This window comes from Bartonella sp. AU18XJBT (assembly GCF_028618595.1).
In the GTDB taxonomy this organism is placed as follows: Bacteria; Pseudomonadota; Alphaproteobacteria; order Rhizobiales; family Rhizobiaceae; genus Bartonella.
Map to the genome: position 1 here is coordinate 63709 of NZ_JAQITE010000004.1, position 16338 is coordinate 80046.

The window sequence follows — 16338 nt, forward strand, 5'->3', positions numbered from 1 at the left end:
AGGTTTTTTGTACCATGATGCTGTTTTTTTCTTCGTTTAGTGATTGGCTTCCAGGTGTGAATGTATTTCGTTATATTACTTTTCGCACGATAGCGGCTATGCTTACTTCGGGGCTTATCGTCTTTTTATTTGGACCTAGCATCATTGCTTCTCTTAAATTGCGGCAGGGTAAGGGGCAACCGATTCGTGCTGATGGTCCTCAAACACATTTTAAAAAGGCTGGAACACCTACAATGGGTGGATTGATGATTTTAACTGGCATTGTAGTATCGGCATTTTTGTGGTGTAATTTATTGAATATTTATTTTTGGGTATCGCTATTGGTTATGCTTTCTTTTGGGGCAATTGGATTTTATGACGATTATCTTAAGGTCACAAAACAAACAGACAAAGGATTTTCTGGGAAAGCACGGTTAAGCTTGGAGTTTTGTGTTGCCGCAATTGCTGCTTTTGTCATCCTGAAAATTGGCTCATCTGGATTTGCTTTGCCTTTTTTGAAAGATTATCTTATCAATTTAGGCTGGTTTTTTATTCCTTTTTCTGCTTTTGTCATTGTCGCGACTGGTAATGCGGTTAATTTAACGGATGGACTTGATGGGCTTGCTATTGTTCCTGTGATGGTTGCAGCCTTATCTTTTGCTCTGATTGCTTATCTTTCTGGTAATATGAATTTTGCTGATTACCTCCAAATCCATTATGTATCGGGAACAGGTGAATTGGCTGTTTTATTAGGAGCTGTTGTTGGGGCAGGGCTTGGTTTTTTATGGTTTAATGCACCACCTGCAGCTATTTTTATGGGAGATACTGGTTCATTGGCTCTTGGAGGACTCTTAGGGACTGTTGCGGTTGCTACGAAGCACGAAATTGTTTTGGTTCTTATTGGTGGGCTTTTTGTTGTGGAAGCTTTTTCGGTCGTTATTCAGGTTGGTTATTTCAAATTAACAAGAAAACGCGTGTTTCTTATGGCACCGATACATCATCATTTTGAGAAAAAAGGCTGGACTGAAAGCCAAGTTGTGATACGCTTTTGGATTATTTCAATTGTTCTCGCTCTTATTGGTCTTTCAACACTTAAATTGCGGTGAGATTTTGATTTCTGTTGCGTGTTATAAAGGACAAAAAGTTGCTCTATTTGGATTAGGGAAGTCTGGGTTAGCAACGGCACAAGCATTGATGCGTGGCGGTGCAGAAGTGGTGGCGTGGGATGATAGTCCTTCAAGCGTGCAAATGGCTTTTCGGCACAATGTTCCAACGCGAGATCTGCGTTATGAAGATTGGTCAGAATTTGTTGCATTGATTTTAGCTCCTGGAGTTCCTTTAAATTATCCTCATCCCCATTGGGTTGTTGAAAAAGCACGAAAAAAAAATATAGAAATTATCGGTGATATTGAATTATTTGTTCGTGCGCGCCATCATTTTTTACAGCATTATGGTTTTTGTGACAAAGATGTTCCTTTCATTGCGATTACGGGAACAAATGGGAAGTCAACCACAACGTCTTTGCTTGCGCATTTGTTGGAAAAAATGGGCTATGATGTACAGATGGGGGGGAATATCGGAAAGGCAATATTGACGCTTAAGCCATTTGTTAAAAAACGTATTTATGTGATTGAATGTTCATCATTTCAAATTGATCTTACTCCCTCTCTTCAGCCGACTATTGGACTTTTATTGAATTTAACACCTGATCACATTGATCGACATGGAAATTTTGCCTGTTATGTGCAAACCAAAAGGCATCTGATTGCTCAAGCTTCTCAGGCTTTTATTTCAGTTGATGATGCAGCTTGTCAGGTTTTATATCAACAGTTACTTCATGAGGAGAAGAAGATTGGGGCAATTTCCAAGGATCATTTTGTTGAAAATGGTTTTTATGCAGATGGGACCAAGCTCTTTTCTGTTTGTCAAGGACAGCGTCATATGCTTGCAGATCTGGCGTCTATGACTGCTTTGCGCGGACGTCATAATGCGCAAAATGTCCTTATGGCATTAGCAACGTTGCAGGCTTTAAAAATAACCGATCCCTCTATGAACAAGCATTTAGCAAATTATAAAGGGCTGGATCATCGTATGCAGCAGGTGCGCAAAATGGGGGCGGTTTTGTTTATCAATGACAGCAAGGCGACGAATGCAGATGCAACAGCGCCTGCACTTTGCGCCTTTAATGATATTTTTTGGATTGTTGGGGGACAGGCAAAAAAGGGAGGAATAGAGCCTCTTAGAGAATTTTTTCCTAAAATTCGTAAAGCCTATTTGATTGGAAGCTCAGCGGAAGAATTTGCGCGTATCATTGGTTCTGCTTTTCCCTTTTCTATGAGCTTAACTTTGGAAAAAGCGGTGCGTGAAGCAGCTTTTGATGCAATGCATTGCAAGGCAAAAGAGGTGGTGGTTCTTTTGTCACCTGCTTGTGCAAGTTATGACCAATTTAAAAATTATGAAATGCGAGGCGAAGCATTTGTCTCTTTTGTGATGCAGTTACAATAAAAAAGCATCAGTTATAAAAAAATATTTTTGCGTTAAGACTCCAGAATCTTTTTTTGTGTAATTTAGTTTTTAAAGTGTTTGCTAAACAGGCTGGGGAACCATATCACTTTGAGACAATTTATAAAATGGATAAGGTGTATATCATGGTGACGCGTGCAGATAGAGATCCAATTGCTAATTGGTGGTGGACGATTGATCGCTCTATCTTTGCAGCTTGTTTAATTTTAATGGGAATTGGCATTATGCTTTCTTTTGCTGCCAGCCCCACTATTGCAAAAAAAATCGGAATTGCTGATAGTTTTTATTTTGTTCGATGGCATATCATTTTTAGCATTTCAGCATTTTTTACGATGGTTACCATTTCTTTTTTTTCGCTTTCTAATATTCGTCGTTTATGTACTCTTTTTCTCATTGTAACGCTTGCTCTTATGGTTGCAACCTTATTTTGGGGTCCAGAATTAAAGGGAGCACGGAGGTGGATTCAGCTATTTGGTTTTTCTGTACAGGCTTCAGAGTTTATGAAGCCAGCTTTCGTGGTTATGTCCGCTTGGCTTTTTTCGGAACAGATACGTAGGAGAGGAATTCTAGGTTATTCTTTAGCGATTATACTTTATGCCATTTGTTGTGTGCTTCTGGTTTTGCAGCCTGATATTGGACAAACAGTTTTAATAAGTGCAATATGGGGAGGGCTGTTTTTTATTGCTGGTGTACCTCTTACTATTATTTTTCTTTTTCTCATTTTAGGCGTTGTAGGAATTATTTTAGCTTATCTTTTTCTGCATCATGTGCGAGAGCGTATTGATGGTTTTTTGACAGGTGAAGGAGATACTTTTCAAGTGGATGTAGGACGTGAGGCTATTTTAAATGGTGGTTGGTTTGGGCAAGGGCCGGGCGAGGGAACAGTAAAGCGTATCATTCCTGATAGCCATACAGATTTTGTATTTTCCGTTGCTGCTGAAGAATATGGTATTATTCTTTGTTTATTCATTATGATGTTGTTTGGCTTTATCGTTATGCGTTCATTGTATATAGCCATGAATACACGTGATTCCTTTATACGTCTTGGTATTACTGGCATAGCAATGATGATTGGCTTTCAATCAGCGATTAATATGGCCGTTAATCTTCACTTAATTCCTCCAAAAGGCATGACATTGCCTTTTATTTCTTATGGTGGTTCTTCGATGGTGGCGATTGCGTTTTCAATGGGCATTTTGCTCAGTTTAACACGTCGTTGGCCAGAAGCACGTCTTTCAGCTTTTTCTTCCTCTTCTGTCTTGGATACCCCTTATGAATGATAAAAAAGTTATTGTTTTGGTGGCTGGTGGTACAGGTGGACATCTTTTTCCTGCTGAAGCCCTTTCTGTTGAATTAAGGCAGCGTGGATATGATGTTCATTTAATAACAGATGAAAGAGCACGCCCTTTTGTTAGGTGCTTTGATGAAGAGCATACTCATATTGTTTCATCGGCGACATTTGTGCGACGCCATCCTTTTGCTCTGATAAAGACATTTTGGTTTTTGCTAAGGGGTATGGGGCAATCGTTGGCACTGTTTTATAAATTACGTCCTGTTCTTGTTGGAGGATTTGGGGGATATCCGAGCTTTCCTCCTCTTTTTATTGCGGCCTTAACGAGGCGTGTAACATTTATTCATGAACAAAATGCTGTTATGGGGCGTGCCAATCGGGCGTTGGCAATTTTTGTGCGTGCAATCGCTGGTGGTTTGTTGTCGCCAAATGGTGCTTATACTCATAAAATACTTTTGACGGGGAATCCTGTCCGTGAGGCTGTGTTGAAGGCTGCCAAAATTCCTTATCATCCCTCAACTGGTGAAAAGCCATTTCATTTTTTGATTTTTGGAGGTAGCCAAGGGGCTTCTGCTTTTTCACATATTGTTCCAGAAGCTATTGCTTTATTCGATGATAAGAACCGTAAACGTTTACGAATTGTGCAGCAAGTCCGAGGTGAAGCAGCAGGGTTGATCAAAATCTATCGTGATATGGGGGTACAAGCAGAGGTAGCTCCTTTTTTTGATGATATGGCTGAACGTATGGCACATGCCCATTTTATTTTGTCGCGCGCTGGGGCTTCATCCGTTTGTGAGATAGCGGTGATTGGTAGACCTGCTTTGCTTGTTCCCTATCCCCATGCTTTAGATCATGATCAGGCTGCCAATGCAGCTTTACTTGCTCGTGTAGGTGGTGCGCAAATTGTATTAGAGAAAGATTTAAATGCACAAAAGCTTTCTTCTCTTTTAATGCACGCTTGTTGTGCGCCCCATTTATTGGAAAAACAAGCGCTTGCTGCAAAAAAAGTTGGGCAACCTCGTGCAACCCGTTGCCTTGCTGATATGGCTGAATCCTTAATTGCAGGGCGATTGTTGTCAGATATAAAAGAGGAGCTTTTAAATGAAAATGCCACTTGATATAGGCGTTATCCATTTTATCGGAATCGGGGGGATCGGTATGAGTGGAATTGCGGAGGTTTTTTATAATCTTGGCTATAAAGTTCAAGGGTCAGATCAAGTTGAGAGTGCAAATGTTGAACGTTTGCGGAGAAAAGGAATTAGCGTTCATATAGGTCATTGTGCTGAAAATTTAGGGAATGCAGAGGTTGTTGTTTTTTCTACTGCCGTTAAAAAAACAAACCCTGAGTATATTGCTGCAAAGGAAAGACATTTGCCGCTTGTTAGACGTGCAGAAATGCTGGCGGAATTGATGCGGTTTCGGCGTGCAATTGCGGTGGGTGGTACACATGGTAAAACAACGACCACATCAATGGTTGCAGCCCTTCTTGATGCTGGTCATTTTGATCCAGTGGTGATTAATGGTGGTATTATTAATGCTTATGGTACGAATTCTCGTACAGGAGATGGCGATTGGATGATTGTTGAAGCTGATGAAAGTGATGGTACATTTTTAAAGCTGCCTGCTGATATTGCTGTTATTACTAATATTGATGCTGAGCATTTGGATCATTATGGAAGTTTTGATGCTGTGCGTGAGGCTTTTCGGCAATTCGTAGAAAATGTTCCTTTTTATGGTTTTGCTGTTTTGTGCCTTGATCATCCAGAGGTTCAGTCATTGGCGGGTCGGATTGATGATCGTTGGGTGATCACTTATGGTGCAAATCCACAAGCGGATGTTCGTTTTTTTAATCTTTCGATGGATGGTCAAAAAACGCATTTTGATGTTCTTATTCGCTCACGCAAAACAGGAAGAAAGATTGAGTTAAACAATTTGCTTTTGCCTATGGCAGGACAGCATAATGTTGCTAATGCAACGGCGGCGATTGCTATTGCGCATGAACTTGGCATTTCAAATGAAGCTATAAAAAGGGGCTTAGCAGAATTTGGCGGAGTAAAACGGCGTTTTACGCGAACAGGAAGTTGGCGGGGTATTGAAATATTTGATGATTATGGACATCATCCTGTTGAAATAAAGGCTGTTTTGCGTGCAGCACGTGAGAGTGCAAAAGGGCGTGTTATTGCCATTGCACAACCCCATCGGTATTCACGTTTGTATCATTTATTTGATGATTTTGTAGCTTGTTTTAATGATGCAGATACAGTGTTGATTACGCCCGTTTATGCGGCCGGTGAAGAGCCTATTGTAGGATTTGGTTCTCAAGAATTGGTAGAGCATATTAAAATGGCGGGTCATCGTGATGTGCGCTTGATACATGGTCTGGAAGATGTCGTGTCTCTTGTCTCAAAATTTGCTCAGGCAGAGGACTATGTTGTTTTTCTTGGTGCTGGCAATATCACACAATGGGCTTGTGCGTTGCCTCATCAGTTAGCGGTATTGGATGGTCATGATAAATTTTCAGCACATTGATGGTGAGGCGCTATTGGCGCAATTGCAACCGCTATTGGGTGGCGTGAGAGGCAAAATTACACCTAATGTTGAGATGCGTAAGGTAACGTGGTTTCGCACGGGCGGGTTGGCAGAGCTTTTTTATCAGCCTGTTGATGAAGAAGATTTGGCTCTCTTTCTTCAAAATTTGCCTGAATTTGTTCCTGTGACAATTGTCGGTATCGGTTCTAATCTTCTGGTGCGTGATGGGGGCGTTCCTGGTGTTGTGATTCGTCTTTCGCCAAAAAATTTTGGGCAAGTGCAGCAAGTTTCTCCAAAAGGCTTTTTAGTTGGTGCTGGTACGGCGGATAAACATTTAGCTGCTGCCGCTTTAGAAGCTGAGATTGCAGGTTTTCATTTTTATCATGGTATTCCTGGAGGCCTTGGAGGAGCTCTCAAAATGAACGCGGGTGCGAATGGTGTTGAAACTGCAGCGCGTGTTGTCGAGGTCTATGCGCTGGATCGTAAAGGACAACGTCATATCTTGAGTTTGAAAGATATGCATTATTCCTATCGCCATTGTGATATTCCTAAAGATTTTATCTTTACGGCCGCTTTATTGGAAGGTGAACTCGGTAATAAAGATAATATTCGTGCTGCTATGGATGAAGTTTCCCTCCACAGAGAAACAGTGCAACCTATTCGTGAAAAGACAGGGGGATCAACTTTTAAAAATCCTGAGAATGGATCTGCGTGGCGCGTGATTGATGAAGCAGGGTGTCGTGGTTTACGAATTGGTGGTGCTCAAATGAGTGAAATGCACTGTAATTTTATGATTAATACAGGGCAAGCAACAGGATATGATCTTGAAGTATTGGGAGAAACAGTGCGTGCGCGTGTTTTTGCAAATTCAGCCCATCTTTTACAATGGGAAATAGAGCGTATCGGTCAATTTGAGCGTGGTCGAAGTGTTCCTCCTTTTGATCCATTTGATTGATTTATTATTCACTAAAAAAGTGCAAATAAAAAATTGAGTCATTTCAAAGAGATAATAAAAAATTTCTATTAAGAATCAATAAATTAACAAAGAATCTCTTGCATCAGGCTTTTGAGTCTGATTCATTATGAAAAATGCTAGGTTATTGATTCGCAAGAATAAACTTTGTTTTTTTCTGTATGTGGTGCTGATGTGTTCTATATAGACTACATATAGTATACAAAAGAGGGTGATTTATTATGAAAGATAAACATATAGCTGTGTTAATGGGAGGTTTTTCTTCTGAACGGTCTGTAAGTTTATCTTCAGGGGCGGCTTGTGCTGATGTTTTAGAGGTTCAGGGGTATCGCGTGAGCCGCGTGGATGTTGACGCTCATATTGCTTCTGTTCTTGAAAAGTTGCAGCCCGATATTGTCTTCAATGCATTGCATGGTCCATTTGGTGAAGATGGCCGGATTCAGGGGATTCTTGAATATTTAAAAATTCCTTATACCCATTCTGGCGTGATGGCATCTGCTTTGGCAATGGATAAGGGGCGTGCAAAAATTATCGTTTCAAATGTTGGGGTTTGTGTTGCTCCTTCTTGTATCATGAGCCGTTTTGCTTTGGGACAAACGCATCCTATGGAGCCTCCTTATGTAATTAAACCTGTGTGTGAAGGATCAAGTTTTGGTGTTGTCATTGTCCAGGGGAATGAAGCTGCACCGCCGCATAATATTGGGGGAGATGAGTGGGGATATGCCGATGAGGTGATGATTGAAAAGTATATTCCTGGTCGTGAATTAACTTGTGCTGTTTTGGGGAATGAAGTGCTGGATGTGTGTGAAATTCTTCCCGATAAACACTTTTCATTCTATGATTATGACTCAAAATATAAAACGGGTGGTTCTCTTCACATTTGTCCTGCACAACTTTCACTAAATATTTACCAAAGTGTGCAAAGAATGTCTTTAGCAGCCCATCAGGCGATAGGGTGTCGAGGTGTTAGCCGTTCTGATTTTCGTTTTGATGAAAAAACGGGAGAATTGGTTTGGCTTGAAATTAATACGCAACCCGGTATGACATCGACGTCTCTTCTTCCTGATATTGCAAAAGCGAGCGGCCGTACTTACGGCGATATTGTTCAATGGATGGTGGAGGACGCATCATGTATGCGTTGAATGTTAATAAAACAAATGTTCCGATGGGGGTGCTTTCAGTGCCGGCTTTGCCACGTCTTTATCGTCGTTTTCTTCAGTTTATGTTTGAGTTTGTTTTTGTCAATATTCATATTCCGCGCCATTTCGGCTCTTTTGCTGTTGTATGGTTTTTCTTTGTTACGGCTTTTTATGGACTTTCATCAAGTGGTCAGATGGCTGTGATCGTAAACACGATCATATCGGATAGTAGTTTTGTGGTCACTCATGTCGATATAAGCGGTAATAAGCGTTTGGCAAAGCAGGATATTTTAAAAATTTTAAAACTTGATGTTGCGCCTTCTATATTCACTTTTGATGTTGAAAGAGCACGTTCTCTTTTGGAAAAACAGGCTTGGGTTCAATCAGCAAATGTTCAGAAAATTTATCCCAATAGAATGCGTATTTCCATCGTGGAACGTGAACCCTATGCCATTTGGCAACATGATAGCATAATGGATATTATTGATAATACAGGTCGTGTTATTGTGCCCTTTAAAGGAGAAATTGCTCGGGATTTGCCTTTTGTGGTTGGGCAGGGTGCGCAAAATGCTGCTAAAGGATTTATTCAAGCGCTGTCAGTCTATCCAGAAATATATGGTCGTATTCGTGCTTTTGTGCGGGTAGGTGATCGACGTTGGGATCTTGTTTTGGATAATGGAATGCGCGTTATGTTGCCTGAAAATGGTGCCCTTGAAAGGCTTTCCTCTCTTGTTTCCTCTGGTACAATGCAAGATTTTTTATCGCGCGATATTCTCAGTGTTGATTTACGTCTTGCTGATCGAATTACTGTTTCTCTATCAGATGAAACGTTGGAGCGTTATCATGCTACTGTAGCAGAAGAAGAACGTACTTTGAAGGCACGAAAGGCAGGAAACCCATGATGTTGCTTAGATCACATCATCGGGGGGGGCGTAAGACACGTTTTTTAACGGTTCTTGATGTCGGCTCAAGTAAGATTGTTTGTCTTATTGCTTGTTTGCGTCCTTTGAAGCATGCGCACTATTTACATGGTCGGACACATTCTATGGAGATTCTAGGCTTTGGAGTGCAGCGTTCACGCGGTATTAAATCCGGTGTTGTCATGGATATGTTTGCAGCAGAACAATCAATAAGATTGGCTGTTGATGCGGCAGAAAAAATGGCGGGTTTGGTGGTGGATTCAGTGATTGTGAATTTTTCCTCAAGTCGATTACAAAGTACTTTGATTAATGGAAAGGTCCATTTGAATGGTCGTGAAGTCACCAAGCGTGATATGCGTATGGCCTTTTCAGATGTTTCGCGTAAAGCTTTTGATGCTGAACGTCATGTTATGCACTCAGTTCCAGTTTCTTATGTATTGGATGGAGATAAAGGAATTTCTGATCCTATTGGCATGGCAGGGGAAATATTTGGTGTCGACGTGCATGTGGTAACAGCAGAAACAGCTTCTTTGCGTAATTTAGAAACTTGTATTAATCGTGCACATTTGAGTGTTGAAGCAATGGTTGCTACTCCCTTTGCAAGTGGTCTTGCTGTCTTGATGAATGATGAGGCGCATTTAGGGGCTGCATGTATCGATTTTGGTGGTGGGACAACAACATTTTCAGTGTTTTTTGAGGGAAAATTTATTCATGCAGATGCTCTTGCTGTTGGGGGGCATCATGTCACTCTTGATGTTGCGCGCGGATTTTCTATGTCTTTAATAGAGGCGGAACGTTTAAAAGTTGTTTATGGTTCAGCACTTTTAACAAGTGCTGATGAGCGACAAATGATTAATGTAGCAGAAATTGGGAGTGAACAGCGTGAAACTCAATATCCTCGCGCGGTTCTTGGGCGTATCATTCGTGCGCGTGTTGAAGAAATTTTAGAAATGGTTCGTGATTGTTTAAATCGTTCTGGTTTTGGTCACATCATTGGTAAACGTGTTATTTTGACTGGGGGAGCAAGCCAGTTAACAGGATTGCCAGAAATGGCACGTACTATATTAGGAAGAAATGTTCGTATCGGGCGGCCTTTAGGTATTTCGAGGCTTCCTTCTCTTGCAAAAGGGGCGGCGTTTACATCTGCTGTTGGGTTGTTAATTTATCCGCAATTGGTGGGTTTTGAAGAAAAAACAATGCAGGTGGCAGGAAATCATTTATCGATGGGCACGCGTGGGTATTTTCAGCGTGTTGGTCAGTGGTTGCGTGAGAGTTTTTAGTTAAGTCTAGTTGGATAAATTTCATCGCTTTGGCTTGCGGTGTCTTATGAGAAGGAAAAGAAAATGACGATTAATCTGCATCGGCCAGATATCGCGGAATTGAAGCCACGCATTACCGTTTTTGGTGTTGGAGGTGGTGGCGGGAATGCCGTGAATAATATGATAAATGCTGGTCTTCAGGGAGTTGATTTTGTTGTTGCAAATACGGATGCACAGGCTTTGGCTATGTCAAAGGCTGAACGTGTTATCCAACTTGGGGCAGCTGTGACAGAGGGTTTGGGTGCTGGTGCTTTACCGGAAGTTGGACAAGCGGCGGCAGAGGAATGTATTGATGAAATTATTGATCATCTTGCAGACTCTCATATGGTTTTCATTACTGCTGGTATGGGGGGAGGAACTGGAACAGGGGCTGCTCCTGTTGTTGCTCGCGCAGCGCGTGAAAAAGGTATTTTGACTGTTGGTGTTGTGACCAAGCCTTTTCAGTTTGAAGGTGCACGTCGTATGAAAACGGCAGAGGCTGGTATTGAAGAATTACAAAAGTCTGTCGATACATTGATTGTTATTCCCAATCAAAATCTTTTCCGTATTGCAAATGATAAGACAACGTTTGCTGATGCTTTTGCTATGGCTGACCAAGTGCTTTATTCTGGTGTTGCTTCCATTACGGATTTGATGATTAAAGAGGGTTTGATTAACCTTGATTTTGCTGATGTTCGTTCTGTTATGCACGAAATGGGTCGAGCTATGATGGGAACGGGTGAGGCATCTGGTGATGGGCGTGCTTTGGCTGCGGCTGAAGCTGCTATTGCAAACCCATTGTTGGATGATACCTCTATGCGTGGGGCGCGTGGTTTACTGATTTCTATTACGGGTGGTCGTGATATGACTCTCTTTGAGGTTGATGAAGCTGCTAATCGTATTCGTGAAGAAGTGGATGCTGATGCGAATGTGATCTTTGGTGCTATTGATGATGAGTCATTGGAAGGCGTTATTCGTGTTTCTGTGGTTGCCACCGGTATTGATCGTGAAGTTAGTGATGTGGTGCAGTCCTCTCATCCTCAGATTCAAAGGCCTGCTTCTCCAATACGTAAGAGCGATCCTGGAACGTCACACAGTTCTTTTCATGTTCAGTCATCGCCCCTGCGTTCTGAGTCAATGGTAGAAGTGATCGAATCACTTGAAATAGAGAAGGGCAAATCAACCGGAGAACAGTTCCGTCCCAAAAGTCAAATTTTTGCACATCCTGCAGAAGCAATGACGACACGAAGTGCAACGAATGCTGTTGCGTATGGTTCAAATGCTGTTCAGGAACAGAGATCAAATGTGCCCCGTATGCAAGTAAGCCGCGGTTTTCAACAGGCTATGACGGCTTCCGTGAGTATGGAAGCAACAGCGCATGTTCTTGATGAGATGACAGGGGTTGTGAAGCAAAAAGAAAAGCCAGTGCAACCAAAACAAATGCAACAGATGCAAGCGCGGGCTCCAATGCGTATGCCTGAGTTAAAGGATTTTCCTCCTGTTGCTCATGGGCAAAGTCACAGAACATCTGTGACTGATCAAGGTCCTCGTAATCTTTGGCAGCGTTTGAAACAGAGTTTGACGCATCGTGAAGAAGCAGAGCCAGAAGCGAGGTTGGAGCCTGCTGTTAGATCGTCTCAGCAGCAAGAGTCTCATGTCTACAATAAAAATTCTCAAGCGCTTTCTCAAGATGCTTCTGTTTATGTTCCACGTCGTTCTGGTGAGCTGCACCCTCAGGTACCACAAGATCAGCGTACTTTTATAAGTGAAGAAGATCAGTTGGAAATACCAGCGTTTTTACGTCGTCAGGCAAATTAATTGATGAAAAACGAGGCAAAGTAAGCAATTTTATTACCTCTTTGATGCTCAGTCAAAAATTATGCAGTAAAATATATTGCTGTTTTTGGGATAAAATACTTTGTTTTTAAAAAACCGCTTATAATAAGCGGTTTTTTTTATTATTTACTATGAATATTTTTTATAGTTTTATAAATTTTGTTAAAAGATGTAAACGCAATGCAATAAAATAATATGATGAATTTGATGCCAAAATATCAGTCTACTCTTAAAAAAGCAGTAACATTTAAGGGGATTGGCGTTCACAGTGGCTGTTTGTCAGTGGTAAAGGTTTGTCCAGCGGATGTTGGCTGTGGTATTGTTTTTAAGCGTTGTGGATTAGGCGGAACAGAGAAAATATTTCAAGCCCATGCATCGCAAACAGGAGAAACTGAATTATCAACGGTACTTGGAGATGGAGATGTAAGGGTTGAAACAATTGAACATTTGATGGCAGCAATTGCTGCTTATAATTTGGATAATCTTGTTATTGAAGTGTCACATAATGAGATTCCTATTTTGGATGGTTCAGCGTGGCTATATTGCCAAGCTTTTGAGGATGTTGGCATTGTACAGCAAAATGCGTTGCGTTCTTATTTCATTATAAAAAAGCCATTGCGGGTTGAAGGAGCTCATGGTTTTGCAGAGCTTTTGCCATTCGATGGACGTCGTTTTGATATAACGATCTCTTTTCCTTCTTCTGCTATTGGTAAGCAACATTTCAGTTTTGATCTTACCACACGAGGGTTTAGAGATGATTTGTCACGTGCGCGCACTTTTGGTTTTATCAAAGACGTGGAAAAATTAAGGCTTTCTGGAAAGGCGAGAGGCGCTTCTTTGGAAAATTCCCTTGTTATCGACCTTAATGATAAAATTTTAAATCCCGATGGTCCTTATTGGGAGAATGAATGTGTTCGGCATAAGATGCTTGATGCGATTGGTGATACTGCTTTGCTTGGGGCGCCTTTTATTGGATTATTTCGTTCTTATTGTAGTGGACATAGAATTAATGCGCAATTGGTGAAAGCTGTTTTGGCAGACGAATCATATTACGAAAAAAACTTTTTAGAGGAAGAGTAAAAAAATTGACAAGATTTTTTTATCGTTTATTTGATTTTTAAGGGGATGATTGACCTAAACTGCTAAATTGGTTATGTGGATTTTAAAGTGATATGGTATAAAAGCTTTGATAAATTGTTTTTGCTACAAGGTGATATTCTGTGGAGGCCGGAAAAACTATGAAAAAATCTCATGTGTGCATTGGAAATATGACATATAGAAAATCTAACATTGTACGCAAGATATTGGGGGTGGTGCTTTTGGGAAGCACCTGTATGTTGGCGGGATGCCTCTTTAAAGAGAAAAATACCCTTGATCCATCTGCTTATATTTTAAAAATAGAGCCACCAGATGTTTTATATAATCAGGCGCTTGCTAGCCTTGAGAGTGGGAAGCTTGGGGATGCATCGAAGAAGTTTCTGAAGATTGAAAAGCAGTATGCTTATACTGACTGGGGGCGTAAGTCTTTGGTCATGGGTGCTTTTACTAATTATCGACTTGGAAAGTATGATGATTCAATTAGTATGGCTCAACGCTATATTACTCTTTACCCAGGGTCTACTGACTCGGCTTATGCGTATTATATTATTGGTCTTTCTTCTTTCCGTCGGATTCCTGATGTTACGCGTGATCAACGTGATACGAAACGTGCTATTGCTGCTATGCAGCTCCTTATAGAGCGTTATCCTAATTCTGAATATGTTAAGGATGCTAAGGATAAGATACGTTTTGGGCGCGAACAGCTGGCTGGCAAAGAAATGCAGATTGGCCGTTATTATGAAGAGGGGCGGCGCTACCTTGCGGCAAGCAGACGGTTTCGTACCGTGGTTGAAGAGTATTCTGATACAAATCAAATTGAGGAAGCACTTTTCCGCTTGACTGAGGTTAATCTTGCTCTCGGCTTAACGGCGGAAGCACAGACGGCAGCAGCTATTTTAGGACGTAATTATCCCAAAAGTGAGTGGTATAAATTTTCTTATAATCTCTTGCAGAAGAATAAAATATCGCCACGCGAGCATAAATCTTCTTGGATCTCAAATGCTTTAGGTGGTGATAAGAAGAGGGTACGTTGATTTTCTATGCTAGTACAGCTTTCGATTCATAATATTGTTTTGATCGAAACGCTCGATATTCATTTTACGGCGGGGTTGACGGTTTTAACTGGAGAAACAGGTGCGGGGAAGTCTATTCTCCTTGATGCTTTATCACTTGCTCTAGGGGGGCGGGGTGATGCTTCGCTTGTGCGTCATGGTGCGGACCGTGGGCAGGTCACAGCTGTTTTTGATGTGTCTGTTTCACATCCTGCACGTCAACTTATTCGTGAGAATGGTCTTGATGATGAGGGTGATATTATTTTACGACGTGTGCAATCAAGCGATGGACGTAGCCGTGTTTTTATCAATGATCAGGTGTCTAGTGTTGCATTGATGCGGAGTGTTGGCCGTTTGCTGGTTGAAATCCATGGACAACATGATGATCGTGCGCTTGTTGATGTTGCTACACATCGCCAGTTATTAGATGCCTTTGGTGGTCTTGAGGATGAAGTGGGAAATTTGCGTCAGTGTTATCACACATGGCGTGAATTTGAAGAACGGTTGCAACGGCAGCGTCTTAAAGTAGAGAGCGCCGTACGTGAGGTTGATTATCTTCGTGCGTGTGTAGAAGAGCTTGAAAAGCTTGATTTTAAAGTTGGTGAAGAGGATGCTCTTTCTCTTCGCCGTGCCGATATGCTTAAATTAGAAAAAATAGCGACGGATATTAAAGAAGCGGATAATCTTTTAACGGGTCAAAAATCACCAATCCCAGTGCTTTCTAATTTGGTGAGGCGTTTGGAGCGAAAAATTCCTGAGGCACAAGAGCTTATTGCACCAGTGGTGAAATCTATTGATGAGGCATTGCATGCACTTGCAACAGCACAAGAAGGTATTGAGACGGCAATACGAGCATTAGATTTTGAACCTGATGAATTGGAAAGGATAGAAGAGCGTCTTTTTTCTCTTCGGGGTTTTGCTCGTAAATATCAAGTTTCTGCGGATGAATTGGTACAGTTACGTGATAAAATGGATGCTGAACTCGCTGCTTTTGAAGAGGCTCAGACTGTATTGACACGTTTTGAAGATGAGGCAAGACAAGCACAAAAAGAGTATGATACATTAGCGCAAGCGTTGTCAATAAAACGTCAAGAGGTGGCAAAGAACTTGTCTGAAAGCGTGATGACTGAGTTACCAGCACTGAAATTAGAGAGGGCTGAATTTATTGTTGAAATGCAAAGTGATATAGAAAAGCGGAGTGCAGAGGGATGTGATCGTATTGAATATTGGGTGCGAACAAATCCTGGAACACGTGCTGGACCAATGCTTAGTGTGGCTTCTGGCGGTGAATTGTCACGTTTTTTGTTGGCATTAAAAGTTGTTTTGTCTGATCGAGGATCAGCACCGACGTTGATCTTTGATGAAATTGATACAGGCGTTGGGGGTGCTGTTGCAGCGGCTATTGGGCAACGGTTGAAACGCTTATCAGAACATGTTCAGGTTTTCGCTATTACGCATGCTCCACAGGTCGCATCGAAAGCGCGTGGTCATTTTCTTATTTCAAAAATTGAAAGTCATGATAAAGGACGCTTTGTTACGGCTATTCATAAAATGGAAGAGCATGAGCGTGCAGAAGAAATTGCTCGTATGTTGGCAGGAGAACAGATTACTGAAGAAGCGCGTGCAGCGGCTCAAAAGCTTTTAGCATAAAGGTAATTCGTCAACGATAAAAATACTGGAAAGCTTGTATTTATTGAGAT

At 41.4% G+C, this 16338-nt stretch carries 13 protein-coding genes; all 13 read left to right on the forward strand.

Annotated features, from left to right (window positions below; translation table 11 throughout):
- Positions 1–14 precede the first annotated feature (14 nt).
- The 13 genes from mraY to recN all read left to right on the forward strand — a co-directional run bounded on the left by mraY (position 15) and on the right by recN (position 16288).
- Positions 15–1085, forward strand: a complete 1071-nt coding sequence (gene mraY, locus PVV60_RS02465; protein ID WP_273722883.1) for a phospho-N-acetylmuramoyl-pentapeptide-transferase — start codon at positions 15–17, stop codon at positions 1083–1085.
- Positions 1086–1089: 4 nt separating this feature from the next.
- Complete coding sequence (gene murD / locus PVV60_RS02470) at positions 1090–2484, forward strand: UDP-N-acetylmuramoyl-L-alanine--D-glutamate ligase (protein ID WP_273722885.1); 1395 nt, start codon at positions 1090–1092, stop codon at positions 2482–2484.
- Between the two features lie 143 nt (positions 2485–2627).
- Positions 2628–3782: an FtsW/RodA/SpoVE family cell cycle protein gene (locus PVV60_RS02475; protein ID WP_273722887.1), complete on the forward strand. Its 1155-nt coding sequence runs from the start codon at positions 2628–2630 to the stop codon at positions 3780–3782.
- Positions 3775–4911 (forward strand): UDP-N-acetylglucosamine--N-acetylmuramyl-(pentapeptide) pyrophosphoryl-undecaprenol N-acetylglucosamine transferase, encoded by a 1137-nt coding sequence (locus PVV60_RS02480; RefSeq protein WP_273722889.1) that lies wholly within the window; start codon positions 3775–3777, stop codon positions 4909–4911. The genes PVV60_RS02475 and PVV60_RS02480 overlap by 8 nt, the downstream gene beginning before the upstream one ends.
- Entirely contained in the window at positions 4895–6322 is a 1428-nt protein-coding gene (murC, locus tag PVV60_RS02485; protein WP_273722891.1) for a UDP-N-acetylmuramate--L-alanine ligase, read from the forward strand. The genes PVV60_RS02480 and murC overlap by 17 nt, the downstream gene beginning before the upstream one ends.
- Complete coding sequence (gene murB / locus PVV60_RS02490; protein WP_273722892.1) at positions 6300–7277, forward strand: UDP-N-acetylmuramate dehydrogenase; 978 nt, start codon at positions 6300–6302, stop codon at positions 7275–7277. Before murC ends, murB begins: the two co-directional genes overlap by 23 nt.
- Before the next feature lie 239 nt (positions 7278–7516).
- Positions 7517–8437 carry a D-alanine--D-alanine ligase gene (locus PVV60_RS02495; protein WP_273722894.1) on the forward strand — a complete coding sequence of 307 codons (921 nt, stop codon included), beginning with the start codon at positions 7517–7519 and terminating at the stop codon, positions 8435–8437.
- A complete protein-coding gene (locus PVV60_RS02500) occupies positions 8425–9336 on the forward strand; it encodes a cell division protein FtsQ/DivIB (RefSeq protein WP_273722896.1) in 912 nt (303 codons plus the stop codon). Before PVV60_RS02495 ends, PVV60_RS02500 begins: the two co-directional genes overlap by 13 nt.
- On the forward strand, positions 9333–10634 hold the full coding sequence (gene ftsA, locus PVV60_RS02505) for a cell division protein FtsA (RefSeq protein ID WP_273722898.1): 1302 nt from the start codon (positions 9333–9335) through the stop codon (positions 10632–10634). The genes PVV60_RS02500 and ftsA overlap by 4 nt, the downstream gene beginning before the upstream one ends.
- Positions 10635–10697: 63 nt before the next feature.
- The gene (gene ftsZ / locus PVV60_RS02510; RefSeq protein WP_273722900.1) at positions 10698–12470 is read left to right on the forward strand and encodes a cell division protein FtsZ; all 1773 of its coding nucleotides are present in this window, start codon (positions 10698–10700) and stop codon (positions 12468–12470) included.
- Positions 12471–12683: 213 nt separating this feature from the next.
- Positions 12684–13568 (forward strand): UDP-3-O-acyl-N-acetylglucosamine deacetylase, encoded by an 885-nt coding sequence (lpxC, locus tag PVV60_RS02515; RefSeq protein WP_273722901.1) that lies wholly within the window; start codon positions 12684–12686, stop codon positions 13566–13568.
- A 158-nt stretch (positions 13569–13726) separates the two neighbouring features.
- On the forward strand, positions 13727–14620 hold the full coding sequence (locus tag PVV60_RS02520) for an outer membrane protein assembly factor BamD (protein ID WP_273722902.1): 894 nt from the start codon (positions 13727–13729) through the stop codon (positions 14618–14620).
- A gap of 6 nt (positions 14621–14626) precedes the next feature.
- Positions 14627–16288 (forward strand): DNA repair protein RecN, encoded by a 1662-nt coding sequence (gene recN / locus PVV60_RS02525; protein ID WP_273722904.1) that lies wholly within the window; start codon positions 14627–14629, stop codon positions 16286–16288.
- Positions 16289–16338: the final 50 nt, after the last annotated feature.

Coding starts and splice junctions, on each gene's coding strand:
- mraY (WP_273722883.1), top strand. CDS start 15: ATGATGCTGTTTTTTTCTTCGTTTAGTGATTGGCTTCCAGGTGTGAAT.
- PVV60_RS02475 (WP_273722887.1), top strand. CDS start 2,628: ATGGTGACGCGTGCAGATAGAGATCCAATTGCTAATTGGTGGTGGACG.
- PVV60_RS02480 (WP_273722889.1), top strand. CDS start 3,775: ATGAATGATAAAAAAGTTATTGTTTTGGTGGCTGGTGGTACAGGTGGA.
- murC (WP_273722891.1), top strand. CDS start 4,895: ATGAAAATGCCACTTGATATAGGCGTTATCCATTTTATCGGAATCGGG.
- murB (WP_273722892.1), top strand. CDS start 6,300: ATGATAAATTTTCAGCACATTGATGGTGAGGCGCTATTGGCGCAATTG.
- PVV60_RS02495 (WP_273722894.1), top strand. CDS start 7,517: ATGAAAGATAAACATATAGCTGTGTTAATGGGAGGTTTTTCTTCTGAA.
- PVV60_RS02500 (WP_273722896.1), top strand. CDS start 8,425: ATGTATGCGTTGAATGTTAATAAAACAAATGTTCCGATGGGGGTGCTT.
- ftsA (WP_273722898.1), top strand. CDS start 9,333: ATGATGTTGCTTAGATCACATCATCGGGGGGGGCGTAAGACACGTTTT.
- ftsZ (WP_273722900.1), top strand. CDS start 10,698: ATGACGATTAATCTGCATCGGCCAGATATCGCGGAATTGAAGCCACGC.
- lpxC (WP_273722901.1), top strand. CDS start 12,684: ATGATGAATTTGATGCCAAAATATCAGTCTACTCTTAAAAAAGCAGTA.
- PVV60_RS02520 (WP_273722902.1), top strand. CDS start 13,727: ATGAAAAAATCTCATGTGTGCATTGGAAATATGACATATAGAAAATCT.
- recN (WP_273722904.1), top strand. CDS start 14,627: ATGCTAGTACAGCTTTCGATTCATAATATTGTTTTGATCGAAACGCTC.